Raw genomic sequence first — 24,390 nt, 5'->3', positions numbered from 1 at the left:
GTAGACACCGTCTACCGCATGCCTGTGCGAAGGGAATGCGGGGCCCGCTCCCGCGAGTTGACCGTGGTATGACTCACGACACCACCCAGGACGTCCTGCTCGAACTGCTCGCGGCGGGCCACGGCGGCGTACTGGTCACCCTCAAGCGCGACGGCCGCCCCCAGCTGTCCAACGTCAGCCACGCCTACTACCCCGACGAGCGGATCATCCGGATCTCCGTCACCGACGACCGCGCCAAGACCCGCAACCTGCGCCGCGACCCCCGCGCCTCGTACCACGTCACCAGCGCCGACCGCTGGGCGTACGCCGTCGCCGAGGGAACGGCCGGACTGTCACCCGTCGCCCGGGACCCGCACGACGACACCGTCGAGGAACTGATCCGCCTCTACAGGGACGTCCTCGGCGAACACCCGGACTGGGACGACTACCGGGCGGCGATGGTCCGCGACCGCCGCCTGGTGGTCCGGCTGCATGTCGACCGGGTCTACGGCGTCCCGAAGCGCTGACCCGCGGGCTCTCCTACAGCCCGGCGGCGCGCGCCTCGATCGCGCGCAGTACAGCGACCATGTCCTCGCCGCCGTACCCCTGCGCCACCGTCTTCAGCACGTCCAGCGCGGCCGCCTGCACCGAGAAGTCCCGCTCACGCGGCTTCGGCGCCTTCATCCGGGAGACACCGCCGGCCATGGGGCCCGCGTCCAGGACGTCCAGGAACAGCCGCCGGTCCAGGCCCTGCCGCTCGGCGAAGGGGAACGCCTCGGTCAGCCCGGTCACCAGGGTGATCAGGAAGAGGTCCGTGTGGACGACGGTGCGTCCCGCGACGCGTGCGGCGACGGCGGGTGTGCCGCGACCGAGGATGGCGTCGACCGCGGATTCGTCGGCGAGCATCAAGAGCCATGGGCCGGCCCATCACTCCGAGACCGATGAAACCGACGTTCACATGTTTGTGGCCGCCGTCGTTATGACGTCAGTCATAGAGTGGGCACGGCGAGGAACGGAGGCCGGGATGGGCGAGATCCGACGGGGCCCGCGGGAGCGGATGGTCTTCAGCGCGGCCCAGCTGATCCGGCGCGACGGTGTCGCCGCGACCGGCATGCGGGAGGTCGCGGCACACGCCGGCGCACCGCGCGGCTCGCTGCAGCACTACTTCCCGGGCGGGAAGGAGCAGCTGGTCAACGAGGCGGTCGACTGGGCCGGACGGTATGCGGGCAAGCGGATCACGCGTTTCCTCGCGGGGCTGGAGCGGCCGACGCCGAGCGGTCTTTTCACGGCGATGGTCGCGCAGTGGACCGACGAGTACACGGCGGACGGCTTCCAGGCGGGCTGCCCGGTCGCCGCCGCCACCGCCGAGTGCGCCTCCGCCGGCGGCTCCACCCGTGCGGCCGCGGCCGCCGCGTTCACCGCCTGGCGGACCCCGCTCGCCGAGGCCCTGACCTCCATGGGCGTCCCCGCGGCCCGTGCCGCATCGCTGGCCACGCTGATGATCAGCACCCTGGAGGGCGCGATCCTGATGGCCCGCGCCGAACACGACGTAGGCCCCCTGACCACGGCCGTACGGGAACTGTCCCCGCTCCTCGACGCGGCGGCGGCCCCGGCCCCCTGAGCCCGGCAACCGGTCCTCTAGTCCTCGTCCCGCAGTCTCCGCCAGATACGGGTGCGGTACAGCACGTAGAAGGCGACGAACAGAACAGCCACCTGAAGTCCCACGCCGAGCAGCCAGAAGACCGCCCTGCTCTCCAGCTCATCGGTCATGAAGGCGAAGTTCATGCCGAAGAAGCCGGTCAGGAACGACAGCGGCAGGAAGATCACCGACACGATGGCCAACCGGTTGATCACGCCGTTCTGCTCGCCCGCGACCAGGGACGCGTAGCTGGCGAAGGCCCGCCGGGTGGCATCCTGGAGGGACTCGATGTCCGCGAGGACCAGCCGCGCCGCACGCTGGAACTCCTGGGCGAGCCGCTGCCGTTCCACCGGGAAGTCACGGCTCATCATCCTGCGCGTGATGATCTCCTCGACCACCTGGAGATAGGGCAGCAACGAGTGGTGCAGGAGGGCGGAACGGCGGCGCAGCTGGGACAGCCGGTAGATCTGCTCGGGCCGCCGCCCCTCGAACATGTCGTCCTCCAGCCCCTCCACCTCCAGCAGCGCGTCCACCGCGGCACGGCGAAAGGTCGCCAGCGTCTCCTGGAGCAGAAGGAACAGCGTGGCCACGGCGTCATGGGGCTTCTCCTGCCGCAGGTGCGTCGTGATGTCCGCCGCCAGGACGGCCCGGCCCCGGTGAGCGATGACCAGGAAGCGCTCACTGGCCAGGGCGTGCACATGGGCGATTCGCACGCCATGGACCACCGGTATGACGAAGCCGGCGATGTCGCCCAGGAATTCGGCCCGTGCGGACTCGCCCGGTCTGCCGAACCAGGCCAGTTCCTCGGCGTCCAGCCCGAGCCGGCGGGCCGGCGGCTCGTCCGCCGGGCCCTCCTTCGGGCCCTCCTCCTCCGGCAACTCGACATCGAGGAGCAGGAAACGGTCCATGGCGAGCCGCTGGCGTGCCTCCGACACGGAGACACGCGTCGTGGCCCCCTCCGGCATCGACACCATCGTTACGATCATCACCCTCACCGCTCATCCCGTGCCCCCGCGGGCCGGCTCTGCGACGGTGCGCCGCCCCTGGCCGCCAGCCTGGACCAGAAGACACTCAGCGCCGGATAGTCGTACGCGAGGTAGTACTGCGCACTCATGTCTCGTCCTCCGTTCGGCGGGTGAACGGCCGTCACGGCAGCGACGGATCCGCTGGGCCGGCGGCCGGCCCCGTCGCGGCGGCCAGGGCCGCCGTGGCGGCGAGCACGGCCACGACCAGAAGCAGAACGAGTGCCACCGCGCCCGCCGTGGGGTGGTTCCACAGGACGAGCGCCAGCGCACCGGCCCCTATGGTGACGCCGGTGGTCCACGGCCGATGGGCGGCCAGCCACTGTCCGAGGTGCCCGGTGTGCACACCGGCACGGCTCAGTCCCCGCCCCGCCGCGGTGGCGCCCTTCTGCGCCCCGGAGCGCACGGCCCGGGCAACTCGGCTCGGCCCGTACAGGTAGGCCGCCAGTGCCGTGATCACGGAGACGACGAGCAGCGTACGGACGCTGTTGCGCAGGAAACGTACGAAGGTATCGAAGATCACCGCCGCGGCGTCGGGCGGCAGCGTGGCCGGGGGGACCGAGTCCAGGTAGACACGCCGTACGACGACCAGGGCCACGAGCAGCACGATCATCATGGCGCCGATGCCGAGGGAGGTGATCATCAGCATCACCCGGTGTCCCGGAGCGGCCCACGGCCGCGGCGGCCGCGGCGAGGGTCAGTACGGGCATCCAGGTGCCGAGGATGTCGAGCAGCCGCATCGCGTTCTGGGCCTTGTGGAGTTTGTCGGTGCGGAACAGGGTGATCGAGCGGTCGACCTGCGGGATGGCGGAGGCCTGCTTGAAGCCGGCGTCGACCAGGCGCTTCTGCACCTGGTCGATGACCACTCCGAGGTCGAGCTGGACGGTGTCGCCCTGGGCCTTGAGCGCTCCCTGCCCCTCTCCGGTGAGCATCCCCACCACCGCGGACTGCGCCCGCCGGTTGCCCGTCACCCATGCCTGCTGGAAGACGTCGCTGGTCACCACGCGGTCGATGGTCCGGTGCACGACGGTCTGCAGGGCGGAGCGCAGGGGACCGGTCAGTGCCCCGGACGCGTCGACCACGCGTGGCGGTGCGCCGTTGTCCGCGAGCAGCTTGGTGACCGCGGCCGTCACCGCCTGGACGTCGACCTGGGACACCACACGATCGGTCAGCCTGTTCACGAGGGCGTTCTGGACGGCCGGTTCCGAGGCGAGCGGTGTCACGGTCTGCACATACCAGTCGGTGTCGGCGACGGTGTCATGGACCCAGACCGCGACGACGGCCAGCGGAGCGAGCACGAGCGTCAGCACCAGGAGCACCGAGGCGCCCAGCCGGCGCAGGCGCCGGTGGCGCAGCCGCGAGGCACGCCGGAGCCGCAGATACTCCGCGTGTTCCTCGTCGCTCAGGACATGACCGCCCTGCCCGGGCGAGCCCGGACCGGACGGTCCGGAGGCGGTGCCGGAAGCCATGGCGCCTCCTTGGTCGGGAGTGCCGTCGGCGGCGGTGGCGGGGACGGAGACCGCGGAGGGATCCCGTCCGGGAGGTCCGCGAACGGCCTGGCGGAGTGGTCAGACGTCGACGTCCGGGCGTACCGGCTCGTGAGGCCACCGCGACGCCGGCCAGGAAGCCGCGGTGGGGCAGGTCCGGGAACGGCCGAGCCTCGCCGGCGCGTCCGCCGGGTCGACGGCTCCGGTGAGGGAGGCCCCGCCGGGAACCTGCTCCGATCCGGCGTACGGCTCGTGACCACGGGACTCGGTCATGGCTCCTCCTCACGTGATCAGCAGATCCGCTCCGGGACGGCCGGCGGGGCCGTGTGCGGGGACCTCACCGGGCCAGCGTCCCGCCGGCCGGCCGCCCCGGGCGTCACCCCTGGCGGGTGATCCGTAGCGGGGGCCGGGGCGATGAGGTGGGTCACGGAGGGCCGGCGACCGGCCCGCGGCGGAGCGGACGAGGAGGCACACGATGACCGATCCAGCGGGTGCCGGGAAACGGCGGACCTCGCCGCAGGGGGCTGTCCCTCCCCGCCGGCCGGGGCCCGGGGCCGCGGCCGTGTCCGTCGCCCGGTCGGTCGGCATCGCGGTCGGTCTCGTCGCCGCGTACTACCTGCTGCCGCTGGACTGGCACGGTGACGCCGTCACCGCGCTGATCCTCGTCGGTGGCCTGCTGGCGGTGAGTCTGTTCTTCGGCTGGGAGCTGTGGCTCATCATGCACTCGCCCTCGCCCCGGCTGAAGGCGGTCGAGGCCCTGGCCGCCACGGTCACCCTGTATCTGGTCCTCTTCGCGAGCGGCTACTACCTGCTCGAACACGACGTGCCCGGCTCCTTCAGCAAGCACCTGACCAGAACGGACGCCCTGTACTTCACCCTCTCCACGTTCACCACCGTCGGCTTCGGCGACATCACCGCGCTCTCCGAGACCGGCAGGGTGGTGGTGATGTGCCAGATGGTCTGCAGTCTGCTGATCGTGGGTGTGGCGGCACGGGTGCTCGCGGCCGCGGTCCGTGCCGGGCTTCGACGCCAGGGACGGCAGACGCCGCAGTGAGGCTCCTGGTCATCCGGCGGACGGAGTCTGGCGTATCTCGAGCACCCTCAGCCCCAATGACCGGCAGCGGGCCAGCAGCCCGTACAGCTGCGCCTCGTCGACGACCGCTCCGAACAGGATGGTCTGGTCGGCCAGCAGCACATGGTCCAGCTCGGGGAACGCCTTGACCAGCGGCTCGGTCATCTGTCCGTCGACGCGAATCTCGTAGCGCATGAGCCGCTCTTCCCCACGTCTCCCGAAGGGGTGTGCCCGTTCCTGTCCGTTTCCTGTCCGTGCGATCCTGCGCCCTCGGTCCACCGCGCGGCCTCACCCCAGGGAGGTGATACCGCCGCCGCGCCCGGCCCGCTTCGCGGGAGCCGCCGGTCGCGTCAGAGAAGCCCCAGGTCGCGCGCGCGGTGCACCGCGTCGTGACGCCGGTTCACGGCCAGTTTCCGGTAGGCGCTCTTGAGATGGGTCTTGACCGTGTTGACCGACACATACATGTCGGCGGCGATCTCCTGCGTCGACATCATCTGCGCGAGGCGGCGCAGGACGTCGCGTTCGCGTCCGCTCAGCTCCTCCACCACCGGCAGCGGCGGCTGCTCCCCGGCCCGCGTCGGGCCGCCGGCCGTCGGCGGGCCCGGGGTGAGCCAGCCCTCGGCCAGTGCGCGCAACGGCACGGTGCGCAGCAACGGCCGCAGCCACGGTCCCGCGTCCACGAAGGGGCGTCGCAGCCGCCCGCGCCGGGCTTCCCGCAGGGCCTGGGCGACCAGCCCGCGCTGGGTGGCGAAGTCTCCGGCCGCGCCTGCCACCTGGGCCCTGACCAGTGCGGCCCGTACCGTGACGGCCGGTCCGACGTCGCCCCCGGACCGCACCCTGTCGAGCAGGCCGGCAGCGGCGCCGGGCCTGCCCGCGGCCAGCTCGGCCAGCGCGGCTCCCACGAGGCACACCGGCTCGCCGTCGGCCTCCGCTTCCAGCAGCTTGACGGCCAGCTCCGGCCGGCCCTCGGCGAGGTGAGCGGCGGCGGCCACGGACGCCGTGTGCGCTTCGGCCCAGGGAGACGGCACATCGGCTACGACGGCCCGGTCGGCCGCTTCGAGAGCGGCCTGTGTGTCGCCGCGGGCCAGGAACAGCCGCCCGGCGACGATGGATTCCCCGGCCCGCGCCACCGGGTCCAGCGGCAGGTGCCGCGCCTCCGCCGCGGCGTCGAGAAGCGCCTGGGCCCGGTCCAGCTCGTCGCGGTCGACGGCCACCGCGGCCAGGACCAGTGAGGCCAGACCCGGCCCGGACGCCGGGGGCGGGCTGCCGCGGTCCGCCGCGGTGACCGAGGCCAACGCCCGGCGCTCCGCCTTGTCCGGCCAGCCCTTCAGATAGTCGATCAGCGCCAGCTGGCCGAGGCACTCCTGATGCGCCTGTGCCGTCGCCGCTGACCGGCCGGAGTCGACCACCGTGGTCAGGGCCGCTCGCGCGTCCCGGATACGGCCGGCCCACAGGCGTGCCGCGCCGAGATGGGTGAGCAGGAGCGCGATCAGCTCGGGGTGCGCTTCCAGCAGCCTGCCGGGCACTTCGCGCCGCAGCTTCTCGGCGGCCCGCGCCGCCGTCTCCGCTCGTCCCGGCGCCCCGGTCAGGCGCGCTGCCAGCACTTCCAGGAAGGCACAGCTCAGCCGGGCGGCTGCCAGGTAGGCCGGCTCGTCGCCCTCTACGCCCTCGTCGCCGGATGATCCGTTCGGCGGTGCCAGGGCCTGTTCGGCCCGGTGCAGGCGGCAGAGGCCGCGCTCGATGTCGCAACGGGACAGTTCGCGGGCCGCACGGACCAGGTCCGTGGCGGGGCTGGTGGGCTCGGACCCCATGCGGGAGAACAGCTCGGACAGATCGTCGACGTGCAGGCCGGTGAAGATCTCCCCGATGGCGAGATCGCCGACGAGGGCACCTGCGGCCGTCTCCCAGTCGTACGCCGCCGCCGCGTGGCCGAGCGTTTCGCCGAGCGGACCCGAGCGCCGCAGCCAGTGTGCCGCGCGGCGGTGGAGTTCGGACTCCAGCCCGGGAGAGCGCGCCCGCAGATGGGCGCGGAGGATCTCCCCGAACAGCGGATGCAGACGGAACCAGGCGTGCCCGAGGTACTCGACGAAAGCGTTCTCGCGGTGCAGACCGGTGAGGATGAGTTCGGCGTCGGCGCGCCCGGTGAGCGCGTTGGCAAGATCCGGGCAGAAACGTTCGAGGATGCTGGTCCGCAGCAGCAGGTCCTGCGTCTCGGCCCGCTGCCGCTTGAGCACCTCGGCCAGCAGGAAGTCGGCGATTGTGGTGCGGTCCGCCTCGAACTCCTTCAGATATGTGCCCGGATCGGGCTCTCCCCGCGCGGCGAGGGCGCACAGCCGCAGCCCGGCCGCCCAGCCCCGGGTGCGCTCCACCAGCGCGTCCACGTCGGCGGCCGGGAGGCGCAGCCCGTGCAGTGCCAGCAGATCAGCCGCCTCGTCGCAGGTGAAGGCCAGCTCGGCGTTCCTGATCTCCGTGACGGTGCCGGCCGCCCGGTAGCGGTGCAGCGGGAGCAGCGGTTCGGTGCGTGTGACGAGGACCAGGCGCATGCCGTGTCCCGCCTGGTGGAGGACGAATTCCAGCTGGTCCGCGATCTCGGGGTCACTCGCCCGGTCGTACTCGTCGATGACCACGATCAGCGGTGTGTTCCGGGCGCTCAGTTCGGCGGCGAGCCGCGTGAGCAGCCCGTCGTGCACCCGGCCGGGTTCGGTGGGGAAGCCGACAGCGGTGTCCACCGGCACGCCGGCCAGGCGCAGGGCCTGCAGGAGGTACGCCCAGAAGGTTCCGCACCCCTTGTCCGCGGCCTGCGCGGTGAGCCAGGCGACGGGCCCCTCCCGCGCCGAGGCCCAGTCGGCGACCAGCAGCGTCTTGCCCGCTCCCGCGGCTCCCTGGACCACGGTCAACGGGGTCGGACGGGCATCGTCGAGGTGTCCCACCAGCCGGTCGCGCCGCAGGAACGTCGCGGGACGCGTCGGTACGGCGAACTGCGTCCGGAGGAACGGATCCCCTCGGGGATCGGCATGGGGTGCGGGTGGCGCCGGTCCGTTCTCGCCCGGTCCGGCCATGGTGCTCACCACCGCTCATGATCGTGGGGTCGCCCGCGACGCTCCTTCTCGCCGCCAGCGTGCGCCCGCCCGGTCACCCGCACCAGGGGCCGATGGTCCCCGGGTGGTCCCCGGGAAGGACGGAAGGGCCCTGACGCGGGGCCGGTGCTTGTCCGGCCCCGCCCGCCGCACTAGCCTCCGCGCGTGATCAACGGTGCACATGTGGTGCTCTACAGCCGGGACCCGGAGGCCGACCGGGCCTTTCTGCGCGGCACCCTCTGCTGGAACTACGTCGACGCGGGCCGCGGATGGCTCATCTTCAAGACGCCGCCCGCCGAGGTGGCCTGTCACCCCACCGACGGCGAGCCCGCGCACGAATTCATGCTGATGTGCGACGACCTCGACGCGACACGGCAGCAACTCGCCGAGCGCGGAGTGGAGTTCACCCGGCCGGTGGAGGAGGCCCGCTGGGGCCGGGTGACCGCCCTGCGGCTGCCGGGCGGCGGCGAACTCGCCCTGTACGAGCCACGCCACCCCAGACCGTAGCGGCACGGCGTGCGCCCGGTACGGCACCGGCCTCAGGCCGTGCCCCGCTCCGCCCGTTGCGCCTGCCTCCCGGTCCGCTCCCCGAGCAGCTAATGAACCTACTGGATAGTTCGTGCGAGCCCGCGTGCCGGCCGACGTCAGCCGGGCGTTCGCTCCGCCGTCAGATAGGCGATCACCATGTCGCCGAGCATCGTCCGGTAGTGCTCCCGCTGGGCGGGATTCACCAGGTCCCGGCCGAACAGGGCGCCGAACGTGTGCCGATTGGCGACCCGGAAGAAGCAGAACGAGCTGATCACCGCGTGCAGGTCGACGGCGTCCACATCGGCCGTGAACAGCCCCGACTCCCGCCCCGCGGCGAGGATCCGGCGGATCACCTCCAGGGCGGGCGAGCCGATCTTCCCGAGCTTCTGGGAGGCCGCGATGTGCTCGGCGTCGTGGATGTTCTCGATGCTGACCAGGCGGATGAAGTCCGGGTGCTGCTCATGGTGGTCGAAGGTCAGCTCGGCCAGCCGCCGGATCGCGGCCACCGGGTCCAGATGCTCGACGTCCAGCTGCCGCTCGGCCTCGCGGATCACCCCGTACGCCCGCTCCAGCACGGCCGTGAACAGCTGCTCCTTGCCGCCGAAGTAGTAGTAGATCATCCGCTTGGTGGTGCGGGTGCGGGCCGCTATCTCGTCCACCCGCGCGCCGTCGTAGCCGGCCCGCGCGAACTCCTGCGTGGCCACGTCGAGGATCTCGGCCCTGGTGCGGGCGGCGTCGCGCACCCGTCCCCCGGGTCGTACCGGTTCTTCGACGCTGGTCATCGCTGTCCTTCGGGCCGTGGAGGCGCCTGGTCGGCGCGCTCGTGCGCGTGCCGGTGATTGTAGAAGCAGGAGCCTCCTGTACGGCCCGGGTCTTTCTCACACTGCGCGCGGCTGATATGGCTAACGTACTGGTTCGTACATTCGACCGGTTGCCGACGGCAGAGGGGCGGTGCCTGGCCGCCCCGCACCTCACTGCCGGCTGACGGTCCTGGTCACGCCGGTGACGACCGTCGTGGCCAGGATCCAGCCGGTGATGATCAGCGCGTAGGACAGGCCCTGGTACCAGCCGTCGGGCGCGAAGGCGTCCTCCTGGCCGAAGGAGATCACCGGGAGGAGCAGGTCGAGGGTGTAGAAGACCGGGTTGAAGTGCGGCGCCTCGGACGGCTTGAGGGCGCGGGGCGGGTGCAGGGCGTACACGGCCGAGCCGATGGCCAGCAGGGACAGCAGCCAGACGGCCGCACGCAGCGGACGGAAGCCGTAGCCGACCGTGCCGTCCTGGACGTAGCCCCAGAGGCGGGCGTACGAGGGGAGGGTCGCGCGGTGCCGGCGCTGCCGGGCGAGCTGGACGAGGCGGGCGGCGTGGTCGTCGCCGATACGGCGGTAGGCGGCGGCCAACTGCTCGTAGGCGTGGGGGACATAGCCGTCGGTGTCCCGCAGCACCGCCGGCAGCCGGCGCTCGGCCGGCTGGTGCGGGGCGAGGGTGGTGTACGTCAGGCCGTCGAGCTGGACGCGGTCCGGCCAGGTCTCCGGCGCGATGTGCAGCAGGTCGACCTGGGCGCGGCGCAGATTGACGGAGCCCACGACGGGTTCGGCCTCGCGCAGCCAGAGTTCGCCGATCACCGCGCTGCTGGCGCGCAGCGCCCTGCCGCCCGGGTGGGAGAGTTGCGCGTGGGCGAGGTTGAGCTGACCGGGTATGCGCGCCCCGCGCAGATCGACCAGGCCGTGCGCGACGAGCCGCATCGCACGCAGATCGGCTCCCACGGTGAGCGTCTGCGCGGTGAGAGCCGTGCCGCGGGGGTCGGAGAGGAACGCGTCGTCCAGGTCGATCGTCCCGACGACGGAGGCCCGGTCGAGCCGCACCTGGCCGTGGGCGCGCAGCCCGGCGGCCGACACGTCGTCGCCGAGGACGGCCTGGTCGAGCCGGAGCACCGGCTTTTGCTCGTCCGGTGAGGTGAGCTGCGCCCGATCCAGGAACAGCTGACCGGTGATCTGCGCGCCGGTGAGCTGTAGCGGTCCGCCGAACCGGCAGCCGGTCAGGCGGAGTGCGCCCTCGATGCGGACATGCGCCGACCGCAGGCCGGGCAGCGCGGAGCCGCCCAGATTGAGGTGGCGCAGCCGGGCTCCGGAGAGGTCCGGGACCTCGTCGAAGTGACAGGTGCTCAGCCGAGTGATGTGGTCGACCGTCGCATACCTCAGGTCCAGCGCTCCGGTGATCTTGGCCCCCGCCAGCTTCAGCGCGGCTATCTCCCCGGCCTCCTGCGGCGCGTGGAGCAGCAGTGCCCGCAACACCGTGGCCCGGACGGTGCGTTCCGGCCCCCACGAGCCGCCCTCGGCCACGTCCTCGTCCGCTGCCGTGCCGAAGTCGACACGCTCGCCCCGCGGAAACGCCTGCCACACCCGTCGCTCGGCCGGCGTCAGTTCATCAAGATCCATCAGCCGAAAGGCTGACGTGTCCCCTCGGACGTGTCAACCGCGGCCCGGGCCGACCACGTCGAGGGGCCCGCTCCACCGAGGGGTCGAGCGGGCCCGCAGGCGTCACCTGCCGTGGCCGGGGCCACGGGATCAGGGCCGTCTGTTCCACTCCGCGATCACGGGGCGCCCGTGTTCGGTGGACAGCCGGCTGACCGTCCCCGTGGCCAGCTGGAACAGCCGGCCCTCGGCGGGCGGCAGGCCCAGGCGGCGGGCGGTGAGCACGCGCAGGAAGTGCGCGTGGGCGACGAGGACGACGTCCCCGGCGTCCACGGTGAGTGCCGTGTCGACGCGGGCCAGGACCCGGTCGGCGCGGGCGCCGGTCTCCTCCGGTGACTCGCCCGGGTGCCCCTCGGGGCCGGGCGGCACGCCGTCGGTCCACAGGTCCCAGCCGGGGCGCGTCCGGTGGATGTCGACGGTGGTGATGCCCTCGTAGCCGCCGTAGTCCCACTCGTGCAGATCGGGGTCGGGCACGATGCCGGTCAGGCCCGCCAGCTCGGCGGTGCGTATCGCGCGGCCCAGCGGGCTGGCCAGCGCGAGGGCGTAGGTCCGGTCGGTGAGGAGCGGGGCGAGGGACTTGGCCTGTTCCTCGCCGTGCTCGGTCAGGGGCAGGTCGGTCCAGCTGGTGTGCTGTCCCGACCGGCTCCACTCCGTCTCACCGTGGCGGACCAGCAGAAGGTCCCCCACGGCAGGTCAGTCCTTCTTCTCGACCGCGTGGCCGCCGAACTGGTTGCGCAGCGCGGCGATCATCTTCATCTGCGGGGAGTCGTCCTGGCGCGAGGCGAACCGCGCGAACAGCGACGCGGTGATCGCGGGCAGCGGCACCGCGTTGTCGATGGCCGCCTCGACCGTCCAGCGGCCCTCGCCGGAGTCCTCCGCGTAGCCGCGCAGCTTCTCCAGGTGCTCGTCCTCGTCCAGCGCGTTGACGGCGAGGTCGAGGAGCCAGGAGCGGATGACCGTGCCCTCCTGCCAGGAGCGGAACACCTCGCGGACGTTCTCCACCGAGTGGACCTTCTCCAGCAGCTCCCAGCCCTCGGCGTAGGCCTGCATCATGGCGTACTCGATGCCGTTGTGGACCATCTTGGAGAAGTGCCCGGCGCCGACCCGGCCCGCGTGCACATAGCCGTACGGGCCCTCCGGCTTGAGCGCCTCGAAGATCGGCTTCAGTGGCTCCACGTGCTCCTTGTCACCGCCGACCATGAGCGCGTAGCCGTTCTGCAGGCCCCACACACCGCCGGAGACACCGGCGTCGACGAAGCCGATGCCCTTGATGGCGAGGGCGGCGGCGTGCTTCTCGTCGTCCGTCCAGCGGGAGTTGCCGCCGTCGATCACCGTGTCGCCGGGCTGGAGCAGGTCGCCCAGCTCGTCCACGACGGTCTGGGTGGCGGTCCCGGCCGGGACCATCACCCACACATGCCGGGGCGCGTCCAGCTTCTCGACCAGTTCGGCGAGGGACTTGACGTCGGAGACCTCGGGGTTGCGGTCGTAGCCGATGACGGTGTGGCCGGCGCGGCGGATCCGCTCGCGCATGTTGCCGCCCATCTTGCCGAGACCGATGAGACCGAGCTGCATGATCAGTTCTCCTGAGCGTTCTTGAGAGTGCGGTAGACGGCGACGAGGGCCTTGGACGAGGGGTCGAGACCGGGGACGTCGGCGCCCTCGGTGAGGGCGGGTTCGACGCGCTTGGCCAGGACCTTGCCCAGCTCCACGCCCCACTGGTCGAAGGAGTCGATGTTCCACACCGCGCCCTGCACGAACACCTTGTGCTCGTAGAGGGCGATCAGCTGGCCGAGCACGGACGGGGTCAGCTCGGGGCTGAGGATGGTGGTGGTGGGGTGGTCGCCGCGGAAGGTGCGGTGGGTCACCTGGTCCTCGGGGATGCCCTCCGCGCGGACCTCCTCGGCGGTCTTGCCGAAGGCGAGGGCCTGGGTCTGGGCGAAGAAGTTCGCCATCAACAGGTCGTGCTGGGCCTTGAGTTCACCGCTCAGCTCGCCGACGGGCCAGGCGAAGCCGATGAAGTCCGCCGGGATCATCTTGGTGCCCTGGTGGATCAACTGGTAGTAGGCGTGCTGCCCGTTGGTGCCCGGGGTGCCCCACACGACCGGCCCGGTCTGCCACTCCACCCGCTCGCCGTCACGCTGCACCGACTTGCCGTTGGACTCCATGTCCAGCTGCTGGAGATAGGCGGTGAACTTCGACAGATAGTGGCTGTACGGCAGGACGGCGTGCGACTGGGCGTCGTGGAAGTTGCCGTACCAGATGCCCAGCAGGCCGAGCAGCAAGGGCGCGTTGGCCTCGGCGGGGGCGGTGCGGAAGTGCTCGTCCATCAGCCGGAAGCCGTCGAGCATCTCGCGGAACCGCTCCGGGCCGATGGCGATCATCAGGGACAGGCCGATCGCGGAGTCGTACGAGTACCGGCCGCCGACCCAGTCCCAGAACTCGAACATGTTGTCCGGGTCGATGCCGAAGTCGGTGACCTTCTCGCCGTTCGTGGACAGCGCCACGAAGTGCTTGGCGACCGCCTTGTCGTCGCCGTCGAAGGCCTTCAGCAGCCACGAGCGCGCCGACGTCGCGTTGGTGATCGTCTCGATCGTGGTGAACGTCTTGGACGCGACGATGAACAGGGTCTCCGCCGGGTCCAGGTCCCGGGTCGCCTCGTGCAGGTCGGCGCCGTCCACGTTCGACACGAAGCGGAACGTCAACTCCCGTGCGGTGTACGGGCGCAGCACCTCGTAGGCCATCGCCGGGCCGAGGTCGGAACCGCCGATGCCGATGTTGACGACGTTCCTGATCCGCCTGCCGCTGTGGCCGAGCCACTCACCGGAGCGGATCCGGTCGGCGAAGCCGGCCATCTTGTCCAGCACCGCGTGCACCTTCGGCACGACGTTCTCGCCGTCGACCTCGATCACCGCGTCCCGCGAGGCGCGCAGCGCGGTGTGCAGCACGGCCCGCCGCTCGGTGACGTTGATCTTCTCGCCGCGGAACATGGCGTCGCGCAGCGCGAACACACCGGTGGCGGTGGCGAGTTCCTGGAGCAGGGCGAGGGTCTCGTCGGTGATCAGGTGCTTGCTGTAGTCGATGTACAGGTCGCCGACCCGTACGGCGTACCGCTCGGCGCGGCCGGGGTCCGCCGCGAACAGCTCGCGCAGATGCGGCTGCCCCTGGGCGCGGTGGTCGGCGAGGGCCGCCCACTCGGGCCGGTGGGTGAGCTTGGGAAACTCGGACTGTGCCATCTCAGGCGTTCTCCTTGGCGGCCTCGCCCCTGAGGGCGACGGCGTACATCTCGTCGGCGTCGAGGCGGCGCAGCTCCTCGGCGATGAGTTCGGAGGTGGTGCGGACCTTCAGGGCCAGGGTGCGCGGCGGCTGGCCCGGCAGGGTCAGGGTCGCGAGCGGGCCCTCGGGGCGGTCGATGACGATCTCGCCGCCCGCGGTGCCGAGGCGCACGGCCGTGACGACCGGGCCCGCGGTGACCACACGGTCCACGGTGACGCCCAGGCGGGCCTCCAGCCAGCGCGAGAGCAGTTCGGCGCTGGGGTTGTCGGCCTCGGCCTCGACGGCCGCCGAGGTCACCTCGGTCCGGGCCTGGTCCAGGGCGGCGGCCAGCATGGACCGCCACAGCGTCAGCCGGGTCCAGGCGAGGTCGGTGTCGCCGGGGGCGTAGTTGCGCGCGCGGGTCTCCAGGACCTCCATCGGCCGCTCGACCGCGTACAGGTCGGTGATGCGGCGCTGGGCCAGCGCGCCGAGCGGGTCCTTCGACGGCGTGTCGGGCGCGTCCACCGGCCACCACACGACGACGGGCGCGTCCGGCAGCAGCAGCGGCAGGACGACCGAGTCGGCGTGGTCGGACACCTCGCCGTAGGTGCGCAGTACGACCGTCTCGCCGGCGCCGGCCTCGGAGCCGACCCGGACCTCGGCGTCGAGCCGTGAGTGGGTGCGGTCGCGCAGGGTGCGGGCGTGCCGCTTGATGACGACCAGCGTGCGCGAGGGGTGCTCGTGCGAGGCCTCCTCGGCGGCCTTGATCGAGTCGTAGGCGTTCTCCTCGTCCGTGACGATGACCATCGTCAGGACCATGCCCACGGCCGGGGTGCCGATGGCGCGGCGGCCCTGCACCAGCGCCTTGTTGATCTTGCTTGCCGTGGTGTCGGTCAGGTCGATCTTCATGGCCTGCGCCAGCTCCGTCCGTCTCGTGCGAGCATCTCGTCCGCTTCACTCGGTCCCCAGCTGCCCGACGCGTACTGCGCCGGCCTGCCGTGCGCCGCCCAGTACTCCTCGATCGGGTCGAGGATCTTCCAGGACTCTTCCACTTCCTGGTGACGGGGGAACAAATTCGCGTCGCCGAGCAGCACGTCCAGGATGAGCCGCTCGTACGCCTCGGGGCTCGACTCGGTGAACGACTCGCCGTACGCGAAGTCCATCGACACGTCCCGGATCTCCATCGAGGTGCCCGGCACCTTGGAGCCGAACCGGACGGTCATGCCCTCGTCGGGCTGGACGCGGATGACGATCGCGTTCTGGCCCAGCTCCTCGGTGGCGGTGGAGTCGAACGGGGAGTGCGGGGCCCGCTTGAAGACCACCGCGATCTCGGTGACCCGGCGGCCCAGCCGCTTGCCGGTGCGCAGATAGAAGGGGACGCCCGCCCAGCGGCGGTTGTCGATGCCCAGCTTGATCGCGGCGAAGGTGTCGGTCTTCGACTTGGGGTCGATGCCGTCCTCCTGGAGGTAGCCGACGACCTTCTCGCCGCCCTGCCAGCCGGCGGCGTACTGCGCCCGCACGGTGTGGCTGCCCAGGTCCTCCGGCAGCCGCACCGACTTCAGCACCTTCAGCTTCTCGGTGAGCAGCGCCTCCGCGTCGAACGCGATCGGCTCCTCCATGGCGGTCAGCGCCATCAGCTGCAGCAGGTGGTTCTGGATGACGTCACGGGCTGCGCCGATGCCGTCGTAGTAGCCGGCCCGGCCGCCGATGCCGATGTCCTCGGCCATGGTGATCTGCACATGGTCGACGTACGACCGGTTCCAGATCGGCTCGTACATCTGGTTGGCGAAGCGCAGCGCCAGGATGTTCTGGACGGTCTCCTTGCCCAGGTAGTGGTCGATGCGGAACACCTGGTCCGGCTCGAACACGTCGTGCACGATCCCGTTCAGCTCGATGGCGCTGGCCAGGTCGTGGCCGAACGGCTTCTCGATGACCGCGCGCCGCCAGGAACCCTGCGGCGGACTCGCCAGGCCGTGCTTCTTCAGCTGCTGCACGACCTTCGGGAAGAACTTCGGCGGCACGGAGAGGTAGAACGCGAAGTTGCCGCCGGTGCCGCGGGAGGCGTCCAGCTCCTCGACGGCGTCCTTCAGCTGCTTGAACGCGGTGTCGTCGTCGAAGTCGCCGGGGATGAAGCGCATGCCCTCGGCGAGCTGCTGCCACACCTCCTCGCGGAACGGGGTGCGGGAGTGCTCGCGCACGGAGTCGTGGACGACCTGCGCGAAGTCCTGGTCCTCCCACTCCCGGCGGGCGAAGCCGACGAGGGAGAAGCCCGGCGGCAGCAGACCGCGGTTGGCCAGGTCGTAGACGGCCGGCATGAGCTTCTTGCGGGACAGGTCACCGGTCACACCGAAGATGACCAGCCCGGACGGGCCCGCGATCCGGGGGAGCCGGCGGTCGCGGGTGTCCCGCAGCGGGTTTACCCAGTCGGCGGCCGGGGCCACCGGCACGGTCACCTGCGCCGGCGCCTGGGCAGGTGCCGGGGCGGCGGGTGCGTTGTCGGTCATCGGGCGTCAACTCCCTTGCTCTCCAGGGACTTCGCTACGGCGTCCAGCAGCTCCTGCCAGGCCGCCTCGAACTTCGCGACGCCCTCGTCCTCCAGCTGCTGGACGACCTCGTCGTAGGAGACGCCGAGCCGCTCCACGGCGGCCAGGTCGGCGCGGGCCTGCGCATAGCCGCCGGTCACCGTGTCGCCGGTGATCTCGCCGTGGTCGGCGACGGCGTTCAGGGTGGCCTCCGGCATGGTGTTGACGGTGCCGGGCGCGACCAGCTCGTCCACGTACAGGGTGTCCTTGTACGCGGGATCCTTCACCCCGGTGGACGCCCACAGCGGGCGCTGCCTGTTCGCCTTGTCCCCGGCGAGCGCGACCCAGCGCGCGGAGCCGAAGACCTGCTCGTACGCCTCGTAGGCGAGACGGGCGTTGGCGAGGGCCGCGCGGCCCTTGAGCCCGAGGGCCTCCTCGGTGCCGAGGGCGGTCAGCCGCTTGTCGATCTCGGAGTCGACGCGGGAGACGAAGAAGGACGCCACCGAGTGGATCATGGAGAGGTCGATGCCGTGCTCGCGGGCCTTCTCCAGGCCGGCCAGGTAGGCGGCCATGACCTCGTGGTAGCGCTCCAGGGAGAAGATCAGCGTGACATTGACGCTGATGCCGAGGCCGATGACCTCGGTGATCGCCGGCAGGCCCGCCCGGGTCGCCGGGATCTTGATCATCACGTTGGGGCGGTCGACCAGCCAGGCGAGCTGCTTGGCCTCGGCGACGGTCGCCCCGGTGTCGTGGGCGAGGCGCGGGTCGACCTCGATGGAGACCCGGCCGTCCCGGCCGGCGGAGGCGTCGTACACCGGGCGCAGCACGTCGGCGGCGTCGCGCACATCGGCGGTCGTCATCATCCGCACGGCCTCGTCGACCGTGACCCCCCGTACGGCGAGGTCGGTGAGCTGCTCCTCGTAGCCCTCGCCGGATCCGATGGCGGCCTGGAAGATCGAGGGGTTGGTGGTGACACCGACCGCGCTCCCGCTCGCCACCAGCTCGGCGAGGCTGCCCGACGTGATCCGCTTGCGCGACAGGTCGTCGAGCCAGATCGACACGCCCTCGTCGGCGAGGCGCTTGAGGGCTCCCGGGGTCGCGATTGCTTCGGTCACAGTGATCATCTTTCTTCTTGTGTCGGTATCGGGCGTCGGTGTCAGGCGCGCGCGGCGGCGAGGGACTCGCGGGCCGCCGCGGCGACGTTCTCGGGGGTGAAGCCGAACTCGGCGAAGAGGGTCCCCGCGTCCGCGGAGGCGCCGAAGTGCTCCAGGGAGACGATGCGTCCGGCATCGCCCACGTACCGGTACCAGGTCAGGCCGATCCCGGCCTCGACGGCGACCCGTGCCTTCACGGCCGGCGGCAGCACCCGCTCGCGGTACTCGCGCGGCTGCTCCTCGAACCACTCCACGGACGGCATCGACACCACCCGGGTGCCGATCCCCTCGGCCTCCAGCCCCTCCCGGGCGGCCACGGCCAGCTGCACCTCGGAGCCCGTCGCGATGATGACCACCTCCGGGACCTCGGTCGAGGACTCGCGCAGCACATAGCCGCCCTTGGCCGCGTCCTCGTTCGGCGCGTACACCGGCACGCCCTGGCGGGTGAGCGCGAGCCCGTGCGGGGCGGGGTTCGTGGCGTGCCTCTTCAGGATCTCGGCCCAGGCGATCGCGGTCTCGTTGGCGTCGGCCGGGCGGACGACGTTCAGACCGGGGATCGCGCGCAGCGAGGCCAGGTGCTCGACCGGCTGGTGGGTGGGGCCGTCCTCGCCGAGACCGATGGAGTCGTGCGTCCACACGTACGTCACCGGCAGCTGCATCAGCGCCGCCATCCGCACGGCGTTGCGCATGTAGTCGGAGAAGACCAGGAAGGTGCCGCCGTAGATGCGGGTGTTGCCGTGCAGGGCGATGCCGTTCATCTCCGCGGCCATGGAGAACTCGCGGATGCCGAAGTGGACGGTGCGGCCGTAGGGGTCGGCCTCGGGCAGCGGGTTGCCCTTCGGCAGGAAGGAGCTGGTCCTGTCGATGGTGGTGTTGTTCGAGCCGGCGAGGTCGGCGGAGCCGCCCCACAGCTCCGGGATCACCGGGCCGAGGGCCTGCAGCACCTTGCCGGAGGCGGCGCGGGTCGCGACCGACCTGCCCTCCTCGAAGACGGGGATCTCCTCCTCCCAGCCCTCGGGCAGCTCGCCCTTGCTGACGCGGTCGAACAGCTCGGCGCGCGCCGGCTGCGCGGCGCGCCATTCGGCGATCCGCTTGTCCCAGGCCGCGTGCGCCTCGGCACCCCGGTCCAGGGCCCGCCGGGAGTGGTTCAGGACCTCGTCCTCGACCTGGAAGGCGTGCTCCGCGTCGAAGCCGAGGACGCGCTTGGTGGCGGCGATCTCCTCCGCGCCGAGCGCGGAGCCGTGGGAGGCCTCGGTGTTCCGGGCGTTCGGGGCGGGCCAGGCGATGATCGTGCGCATCGCGATGATCGAGGGCCGCCCGGTCTCGGCCTGCGCGGCCTTCAGCGCCGCGTGGAGGGCGGGTACGTCGATGTCGCCGTCGGCGGTGGGCTCGATGCGCTGGGTGTGCCAGCCGTAGGCCTCGTACCGCTTCAGTACGTCCTCGGAGAAGGCGGTCGCGGTGTCGCCCTCGATGGAGATGTGGTTGTCGTCGTAGACGAAGACCAGGTTGCCGAGCTTCTGGTGGCCGGCGAGCGAGGAGGCCTCGGCGGAGACGCCCTCCTCCAGGTCGCCGTCGGAGACGATCGCCCAGACGGTGTGGTCGAAGGGGGAGGTGCCCTCGGGGGCCTCGGGGTCGAACAGGCCGCGCTCGTAGCGGGCGGCCATCGCCATGCCGACGGCGTTGGCGACACCCTGGCCGAGCGGGCCGGTGGTGGTCTCGACGCCGGCGGTGTGTCCGTACTCGGGGTGGCCGGGGGTCTTCGAGCCCTGGGTGCGGAACGCCTTCAGGTCGTCCAGCTCCAGCTCGTAGCCGGCGAGGAACAGCTGCGTGTACAGCGTCAGCGAGGTGTGGCCGGGGGAGAGGACGAAGCGGTCGCGGCCGGCCCACTCCGGGTCGGCCGGGTCATGACGCATCACCTTCTGAAAGATCGTGTACGCGGCCGGGGCCAGGCTCATCGCGGTGCCGGGGTGCCCGTTGCCGACCTTCTGCACGGCGTCGGCCGCGAGGAGACGCGCGGTGTCCACGGCGCGCCGGTCGAGTTCGGTCCACTCGAAGCCGTCTGATGTCTGCGTACTCATCTTCAAGAAGTCCTCGATTGGAGCGCTCTGCATAACCTGACGCGTTCAAAACTAAAAGTCTGACTTTTGAGAGGGAAGGTTGGAGTGTGTCAGCCTGTGGTGAAAGTGGGACACGGATCTTCGTTAGGGACGGCACGAGAAGGACATGGCGGACAGAACGCCCGGCGAGGCAGGCGACGACGGCGGAATCAGAACCTTCCCCTTCCCGGTCGATCTGAGCGTCGGCGGCGTCGGCATACAGGTCGGCCCGATGGGGACCGAGCGCAGATGGCACGCCGACGCCCCGCTGCACCGCGTCCACCGCATCGACTTCCACGTCGTCATGCTCTTCACCGAGGGCCCCGTCCGCCACATGATCGACTTCGCCGAGTACGAGGCGCAGGCAGGCGACCTGCTGTGGATCCGGCCCGGACAGGTGCACCGCTTCTCGCGGAGCTGCGAGTACCGCGGAACCGTGCTGACCATGCAGCCCGGCTTCCTGCCCCGCGCCATCGTGGAGGCCACCGGCCTCTACCGCTACGACCTGCCGCCCCTGCTCCGCCCCGAACCGCCCCAGCTCGCCGCGCTCAAGGCCGCACTCGGGCATCTGCAACGCGAGTACGAGGACACCGAGACGCTCCCGCTGAGCCTGCACACGGCGGTCCTGCGGCACTCCCTCACGGCGTTCCTGCTGCGGCTCGCGCATCTCGCGGCCAGCTCGGCGGAGGCGGCCCGCCGCCAGGCCGACACCACGTTCACCCTCTTCAGGGACGCGGTCGAGAAGGACTTCGCCGTCAACCACAGCGTCAGCGCCTACGCCGACGCACTCGGTTACTCCCGCCGCACCCTCGTCCGCGCCGTCCGCGCCGCCACCGGCGAGACCCCGAAGGGTTTCATCGACAAACGCGTCGTCCTGGAGGCCAAGCGCCTCCTCGCCCACACCGACATGCCGATCGGCCGCGTCGGGGCGGCCGTGGGCTTCCCCGACGCGGCGAACTTCACCAAGTTCTTCCATCTGCACACCGGGCAGACGCCGGTGGCGTTCCGCGCGGAACTGGGGTAGCGGCAGGAGGCCGTGACGGTTCGGCGCTCCTTGATGCGCCGCTGTGACGAGGAACGGCCGAATCCGCCGAAAACGATCAAGAAGTTCGATCGCTCAGTGCCCGAAGTCGAACCAGTTCACGTTCACGAAGTCGGACGGCTGACCGCTGGAGAAGGTCAGATAGACGTCGTGGGTGCCGGTCACCGGGCTGATGTTGGCCGGGACGGTCCGCCAGGACTGCCAGCCGCCGGTACCGGCCACCGCGAAGCTGCCGACCGGGGTGCTGGTGGGGCTGTCCAGCCGCACCTGGACCAGGCCGCTGACGCCGCTCGCGGCGCCGCTGGCGACCCGGCCGTAGAACTGCGTGGCCGGTGTCGAGCCGAAGTTCACGCCCTTGTACAGCGCCCAGTCGCCGTTCGCGATCCAGCCCATGTCCTGGCCGCCGCCGGTGTCCGTGGTGGTCTCGGTGCTCACGCCGGACTGACTGTCGTAGGACTCGGCCTGGATGGGGCTGTAGGCGTCGCGGTTGCCGGACGGCGGGGGAGTGGTGCCGCCGCCCGAGGACTGCAGGACCTGTACATAGTCGACGGCCATCGGGTGGCCGGGCTCCGTGGCGCCGGTCGGGCCGCCGCCGAACGCCGCCGGGAAGCCGCCGCCCATCGCCACGTCCAGGATGACGAAGAAGCCGTGGTTCGTGGCGTTGGCCCAGGTCGTCGCGTCCACCTGATTCGCCGTGACCGTCTGGTAGTTGACGCCGTCGACGAAGAAGCGGATCGCCTCCGGGCTCACCGAGCGGTCCCACTCCATGGTGTAGGTGTGGAAGCCCGACTGACAGGTGGTGCCGGGGCACGCGGTCGAATTGCCCAGCCCCGTGGTCTCGTTGCAGGGACCGCCCGGACTGGTGCCGCAGTGCATGGTGGCCCATGTCTTGTTCAGGCCCTGGACGTTCTCCATGATGTCCAGCTCGCCGACGCTCGGCCAGTTCTGGTAGTTGCCGCGGTACGGCGCGCCCAGCATCCAGAAGGCCGGCCAGTAGCCGGCAGCCGCGTCACCGGTCACGTTCGGCATCTGGACGCGCGCCTGAACGCGCAGCTTGCCGCCCGCCGGAGGCTGGAAGTCGGTGCGGGTGGTCTCGATCCGTCCGGAGGTCCAGTTGCCGGAGGCGTCCCGGCGCGGGGTGATGAGCAGGTTGCCGTTGCCGTCGAGGGCGACGTTGCCGGCGCTCGACGTCATCGTCTCGACCTCACCGGTGCCCCAGTTGGCGGCTCCGCCCGGATACGAAGTCCCGGTGTCGTACTGCCAGTCGGCCGTGTTGACGCCGGATCCCGCGGCGCCGTCGAAGTCGTCCAGGAAGACCTGCGTCCAGCCCGAGGGCGGTGTGGGGGCGGTGGCGCTCGCGGGTGCGGTGGCGGCCGTGGCGGCGGCCGCGGCCAGGCCGAGCGAGGCGACGACGGCGAGCAGTGCGCGCCGCAGCGGGCGGGATCTGGGTATGCCGGAGGAATCGCTCATGGGGAGGCCTCTCGGGTACGGGGGCGGGGGTGCGGGAGTCTCGGCGAGCGCTCCCGGACGGTTCTGAGAGCGCTCTCACGATGCCGTCAATGTGCTCCCCGCCCCCGTGACCGTCAAGACTTGAAACAAGGAAAGTCCCGCCCCTGTAGGCGAGTTCACGGGCTGAAGCCAGGTGAAGCCAGGTGAAGGCGGTTGAAGGCGGGTGAATTCGCCGATGCCGCTCAGACCGCGCTGCCCGCCTTCCAGTCGGACCACGACAGGTTCCAGCCGTTCAGCCCGTTGGCCGGGTCGACGGTCCTCTCGCCGGAGTTCCTCACGATCACCACGTCGCCGAGCATCGAGCTGTCGTAGAACCGGTAACCGGCTGCCGAGCTGTCGCCCGCGCCCTTCGCGTCGTGCAGTCCGACGCAGCCATGGCTGGTGTTCTCGTGCCCGAACACCGAGGCGGCCGCCCAGTAGTTGCCGTGAACGAAGGTGCCGGACGTGGTCAGCCGCTGGGCGTGCGGCACGTCCGGGATGTCGTACTCGTCGCCCAGGCCGACCGTGGAGGACTCCATCCGGGTCTGCCGGAACCGCTCGCTGATCACCATGATCCCGGACCAGGTGGTGTGCGAGGAGTCGCCGCCGGTCACCGGATAGGTGGCGACAGTCCTGCCGGAGCGCCGCACCGTCATCGTCCTCGTCGCGAGGTCGACCGTGTTGATCTGCTCGCGGCCGATGTGAAAGACGACGTCCTTCTGCTGGACGCCGTAGACACCGTCCGCGCCCTCGACGTCCTTCAGCCGCAGACCGAGCGTGATCTTCGTGCCCGGAGCCCAGTACGTCCGCGGCCGGAAGTCCAGCCGGGTGTCGCTGAACCAGTGCCCGACCACCTCCACGGCCGGCTCCGCCGTCACCGTGATCGCCTTCTGCACGGCTGCCCGGTCGGTGACGGCGTGCGTGAAGTCGATCGACACCGGCATGCCGACCCCCGAGGTCGAGTCGGCCTCCGGGGTGTAGGAGCCGACGAACGTGGCGCCGGGCGCCCGGATGGCGAACGACGCCACGTGGGCCTCGGCGGCTCCCTCGGCCTTGGCGGTGACCGTGTACGTCGTCCCGGAGTACGGATTGCGCAAGGAGGTCCACCGGGTGCGGGCCGCGTTGAAGCCGCCCGCGAGCGTCGTGCCGTCGTTGCCCGTGACCTGCACCGACGCGAGCGCGCCGGCGCTGACGGCGACCTCGACGGGGCTGGTGAAACCGGCCTTGCGCGTGCCGTTTCCGGGCGTGACGGCGATGGTCGCCGGCTTCTCCGTGGCCGCGTGCGAGGAAGCCGTCGCTCCCTTGTCGTCCGTGGCGGTGGAGGCGCCCGCCGAGGAACCGCACCCTGCCAGGGCCGCCGCGGCGGGTGCCGTGCCGAGCGCGGCGAGCAGGCCGCGCCGGGACCAGCCGCCCGGCTGCCGTCCGGACCGGTTCGATATGTGCGCCACTGACACGACACGCCTTCCTGAGTCATCCTTCGCTCCTCGGGCATCCTGCGCCCGTTGTCCGGGCCGGTCCTTTGAATCCGGAGGGCGCTTCCTGAGATTCCCGTGAGGACGAG

The 24,390-nt window shown here is 71.3% G+C and carries 21 protein-coding genes and 2 pseudogenes; 5 read left to right on the top strand and 18 right to left on the bottom strand.

The features are described from left to right. Window positions 1–68: 68 nt before the first annotated feature. Window positions 69–506, top strand: a complete 438-nt coding sequence (locus AB0L75_RS00650) for a PPOX class F420-dependent oxidoreductase (protein WP_365173441.1) — start codon at window positions 69–71, stop codon at window positions 504–506. Between the two features lie 13 nt (window positions 507–519). On the opposite strand, the pseudogene AB0L75_RS00645 reads toward AB0L75_RS00650, so the two are convergent. Then, window positions 520–891: pseudogene (locus AB0L75_RS00645) on the bottom strand (NAD(P)-dependent oxidoreductase); the annotation flags it as partial. Between the two features lie 112 nt (window positions 892–1,003). On the opposite strand from AB0L75_RS00645, the gene AB0L75_RS00640 reads away from it, so the two are divergent. Further along, window positions 1,004–1,600 (top strand): TetR/AcrR family transcriptional regulator, encoded by a 597-nt coding sequence (locus AB0L75_RS00640; RefSeq protein WP_365173438.1) that lies wholly within the window; start codon window positions 1,004–1,006, stop codon window positions 1,598–1,600. 17 nt (window positions 1,601–1,617) lie between these two features. Here AB0L75_RS00640 and AB0L75_RS00635 read toward each other — a convergent pair whose 3' ends face one another. The 4 genes and pseudogenes from AB0L75_RS00635 to AB0L75_RS00620 form a co-directional block, all read right to left on the bottom strand. Next, window positions 1,618–2,583, bottom strand: a complete 966-nt coding sequence (locus AB0L75_RS00635) for a CorA family divalent cation transporter (RefSeq protein ID WP_365173436.1) — start codon at window positions 2,581–2,583, stop codon at window positions 1,618–1,620. A 26-nt stretch (window positions 2,584–2,609) separates the two neighbouring features. Further along, on the bottom strand, window positions 2,610–2,732 hold the full coding sequence (locus tag AB0L75_RS00630; protein ID WP_365173433.1) for a hypothetical protein: 123 nt from the start codon (window positions 2,730–2,732) through the stop codon (window positions 2,610–2,612). 32 nt (window positions 2,733–2,764) lie between these two features. Then, window positions 2,765–4,109, bottom strand: a pseudogene (locus AB0L75_RS00625) (hypothetical protein). A gap of 99 nt (window positions 4,110–4,208) precedes the next feature. Then, a complete protein-coding gene (locus tag AB0L75_RS00620; protein ID WP_365173431.1) occupies window positions 4,209–4,400 on the bottom strand; it encodes a hypothetical protein in 192 nt (63 codons plus the stop codon). 202 nt (window positions 4,401–4,602) lie between these two features. Between AB0L75_RS00620 and AB0L75_RS00615 the strand changes: the two genes are divergently transcribed. Beyond that, a complete protein-coding gene (locus tag AB0L75_RS00615; protein WP_365173429.1) occupies window positions 4,603–5,181 on the top strand; it encodes a potassium channel family protein in 579 nt (192 codons plus the stop codon). Between the two features lie 9 nt (window positions 5,182–5,190). Here the strand turns inward: AB0L75_RS00615 and AB0L75_RS00610 are convergent, their stop codons facing one another. Both AB0L75_RS00610 and AB0L75_RS00605 read right to left on the bottom strand, forming a co-directional pair. Next, the gene (locus AB0L75_RS00610; protein WP_365173427.1) at window positions 5,191–5,394 is read right to left on the bottom strand and encodes a hypothetical protein; all 204 of its coding nucleotides are present in this window, start codon (window positions 5,392–5,394) and stop codon (window positions 5,191–5,193) included. A gap of 155 nt (window positions 5,395–5,549) precedes the next feature. Beyond that, window positions 5,550–8,258: a LuxR C-terminal-related transcriptional regulator gene (locus tag AB0L75_RS00605; protein WP_365174805.1), complete on the bottom strand. Its 2,709-nt coding sequence runs from the start codon at window positions 8,256–8,258 to the stop codon at window positions 5,550–5,552. Between the two features lie 183 nt (window positions 8,259–8,441). On the opposite strand from AB0L75_RS00605, the gene AB0L75_RS00600 reads away from it, so the two are divergent. After that, window positions 8,442–8,783, top strand: a complete 342-nt coding sequence (locus AB0L75_RS00600; RefSeq protein WP_365173425.1) for a VOC family protein — start codon at window positions 8,442–8,444, stop codon at window positions 8,781–8,783. A gap of 137 nt (window positions 8,784–8,920) precedes the next feature. On the opposite strand, the gene AB0L75_RS00595 is transcribed toward AB0L75_RS00600, so the two are convergent. The 9 genes from AB0L75_RS00595 to tkt form a co-directional block, all read right to left on the bottom strand. Continuing rightward, window positions 8,921–9,586: a TetR/AcrR family transcriptional regulator gene (locus AB0L75_RS00595; protein WP_365173422.1), complete on the bottom strand. Its 666-nt coding sequence runs from the start codon at window positions 9,584–9,586 to the stop codon at window positions 8,921–8,923. Window positions 9,587–9,775: 189 nt separating this feature from the next. Beyond that, window positions 9,776–11,239, bottom strand: coding sequence for a membrane-associated oxidoreductase (locus AB0L75_RS00590; RefSeq protein ID WP_365173420.1), 1,464 nt, complete (start codon window positions 11,237–11,239; stop codon window positions 9,776–9,778). 129 nt (window positions 11,240–11,368) lie between these two features. Continuing rightward, window positions 11,369–11,962 carry a histidine phosphatase family protein gene (locus tag AB0L75_RS00585; RefSeq protein WP_365173417.1) on the bottom strand — a complete coding sequence of 198 codons (594 nt, stop codon included), beginning with the start codon at window positions 11,960–11,962 and terminating at the stop codon, window positions 11,369–11,371. A 6-nt stretch (window positions 11,963–11,968) separates the two neighbouring features. Continuing rightward, on the bottom strand, window positions 11,969–12,847 hold the full coding sequence (gene gnd / locus AB0L75_RS00580; RefSeq protein ID WP_365173415.1) for a phosphogluconate dehydrogenase (NAD(+)-dependent, decarboxylating): 879 nt from the start codon (window positions 12,845–12,847) through the stop codon (window positions 11,969–11,971). Between the two features lie 2 nt (window positions 12,848–12,849). Continuing rightward, window positions 12,850–14,508 carry a glucose-6-phosphate isomerase gene (gene pgi / locus AB0L75_RS00575; RefSeq protein WP_365173412.1) on the bottom strand — a complete coding sequence of 553 codons (1,659 nt, stop codon included), beginning with the start codon at window positions 14,506–14,508 and terminating at the stop codon, window positions 12,850–12,852. Window position 14,509: 1 nt separating this feature from the next. Then, entirely contained in the window at window positions 14,510–15,436 is a 927-nt protein-coding gene (gene opcA / locus AB0L75_RS00570) for a glucose-6-phosphate dehydrogenase assembly protein OpcA (RefSeq protein WP_365173409.1), read from the bottom strand. After that, window positions 15,433–17,031 carry a glucose-6-phosphate dehydrogenase gene (gene zwf, locus AB0L75_RS00565; RefSeq protein ID WP_365173406.1) on the bottom strand — a complete coding sequence of 533 codons (1,599 nt, stop codon included), beginning with the start codon at window positions 17,029–17,031 and terminating at the stop codon, window positions 15,433–15,435. The genes opcA and zwf overlap by 4 nt, the downstream gene beginning before the upstream one ends. Continuing rightward, window positions 17,028–18,173, bottom strand: coding sequence for a transaldolase (tal, locus tag AB0L75_RS00560; RefSeq protein WP_365173404.1), 1,146 nt, complete (start codon window positions 18,171–18,173; stop codon window positions 17,028–17,030). The genes zwf and tal overlap by 4 nt, the downstream gene beginning before the upstream one ends. Window positions 18,174–18,205: 32 nt before the next feature. Next, on the bottom strand, window positions 18,206–20,281 hold the full coding sequence (tkt, locus tag AB0L75_RS00555; RefSeq protein ID WP_365173401.1) for a transketolase: 2,076 nt from the start codon (window positions 20,279–20,281) through the stop codon (window positions 18,206–18,208). A gap of 145 nt (window positions 20,282–20,426) precedes the next feature. On the opposite strand from tkt, the gene AB0L75_RS00550 reads away from it, so the two are divergent. Further along, the gene (locus tag AB0L75_RS00550) at window positions 20,427–21,323 is read left to right on the top strand and encodes an AraC family transcriptional regulator (RefSeq protein WP_365173399.1); all 897 of its coding nucleotides are present in this window, start codon (window positions 20,427–20,429) and stop codon (window positions 21,321–21,323) included. Window positions 21,324–21,416: 93 nt separating this feature from the next. On the opposite strand, the gene AB0L75_RS00545 is transcribed toward AB0L75_RS00550, so the two are convergent. Beyond that, window positions 21,417–22,811, bottom strand: coding sequence for a glycoside hydrolase family 16 protein (locus AB0L75_RS00545; RefSeq protein WP_365173396.1), 1,395 nt, complete (start codon window positions 22,809–22,811; stop codon window positions 21,417–21,419). A gap of 221 nt (window positions 22,812–23,032) precedes the next feature. Next, complete coding sequence (locus AB0L75_RS00540; RefSeq protein ID WP_365173394.1) at window positions 23,033–24,283, bottom strand: Ig-like domain-containing protein; 1,251 nt, start codon at window positions 24,281–24,283, stop codon at window positions 23,033–23,035. Window positions 24,284–24,390 lie beyond the last annotated feature (107 nt).

It is taken from the genome of Streptomyces sp. NPDC052101, from assembly GCF_040680235.1.
Lineage (GTDB): Bacteria > Actinomycetota > Actinomycetes > Streptomycetales > Streptomycetaceae > Streptomyces.
Note: the sequence above shows the minus strand (reverse complement) of the source record. Positions and strands in the feature narration are given on the sequence as shown.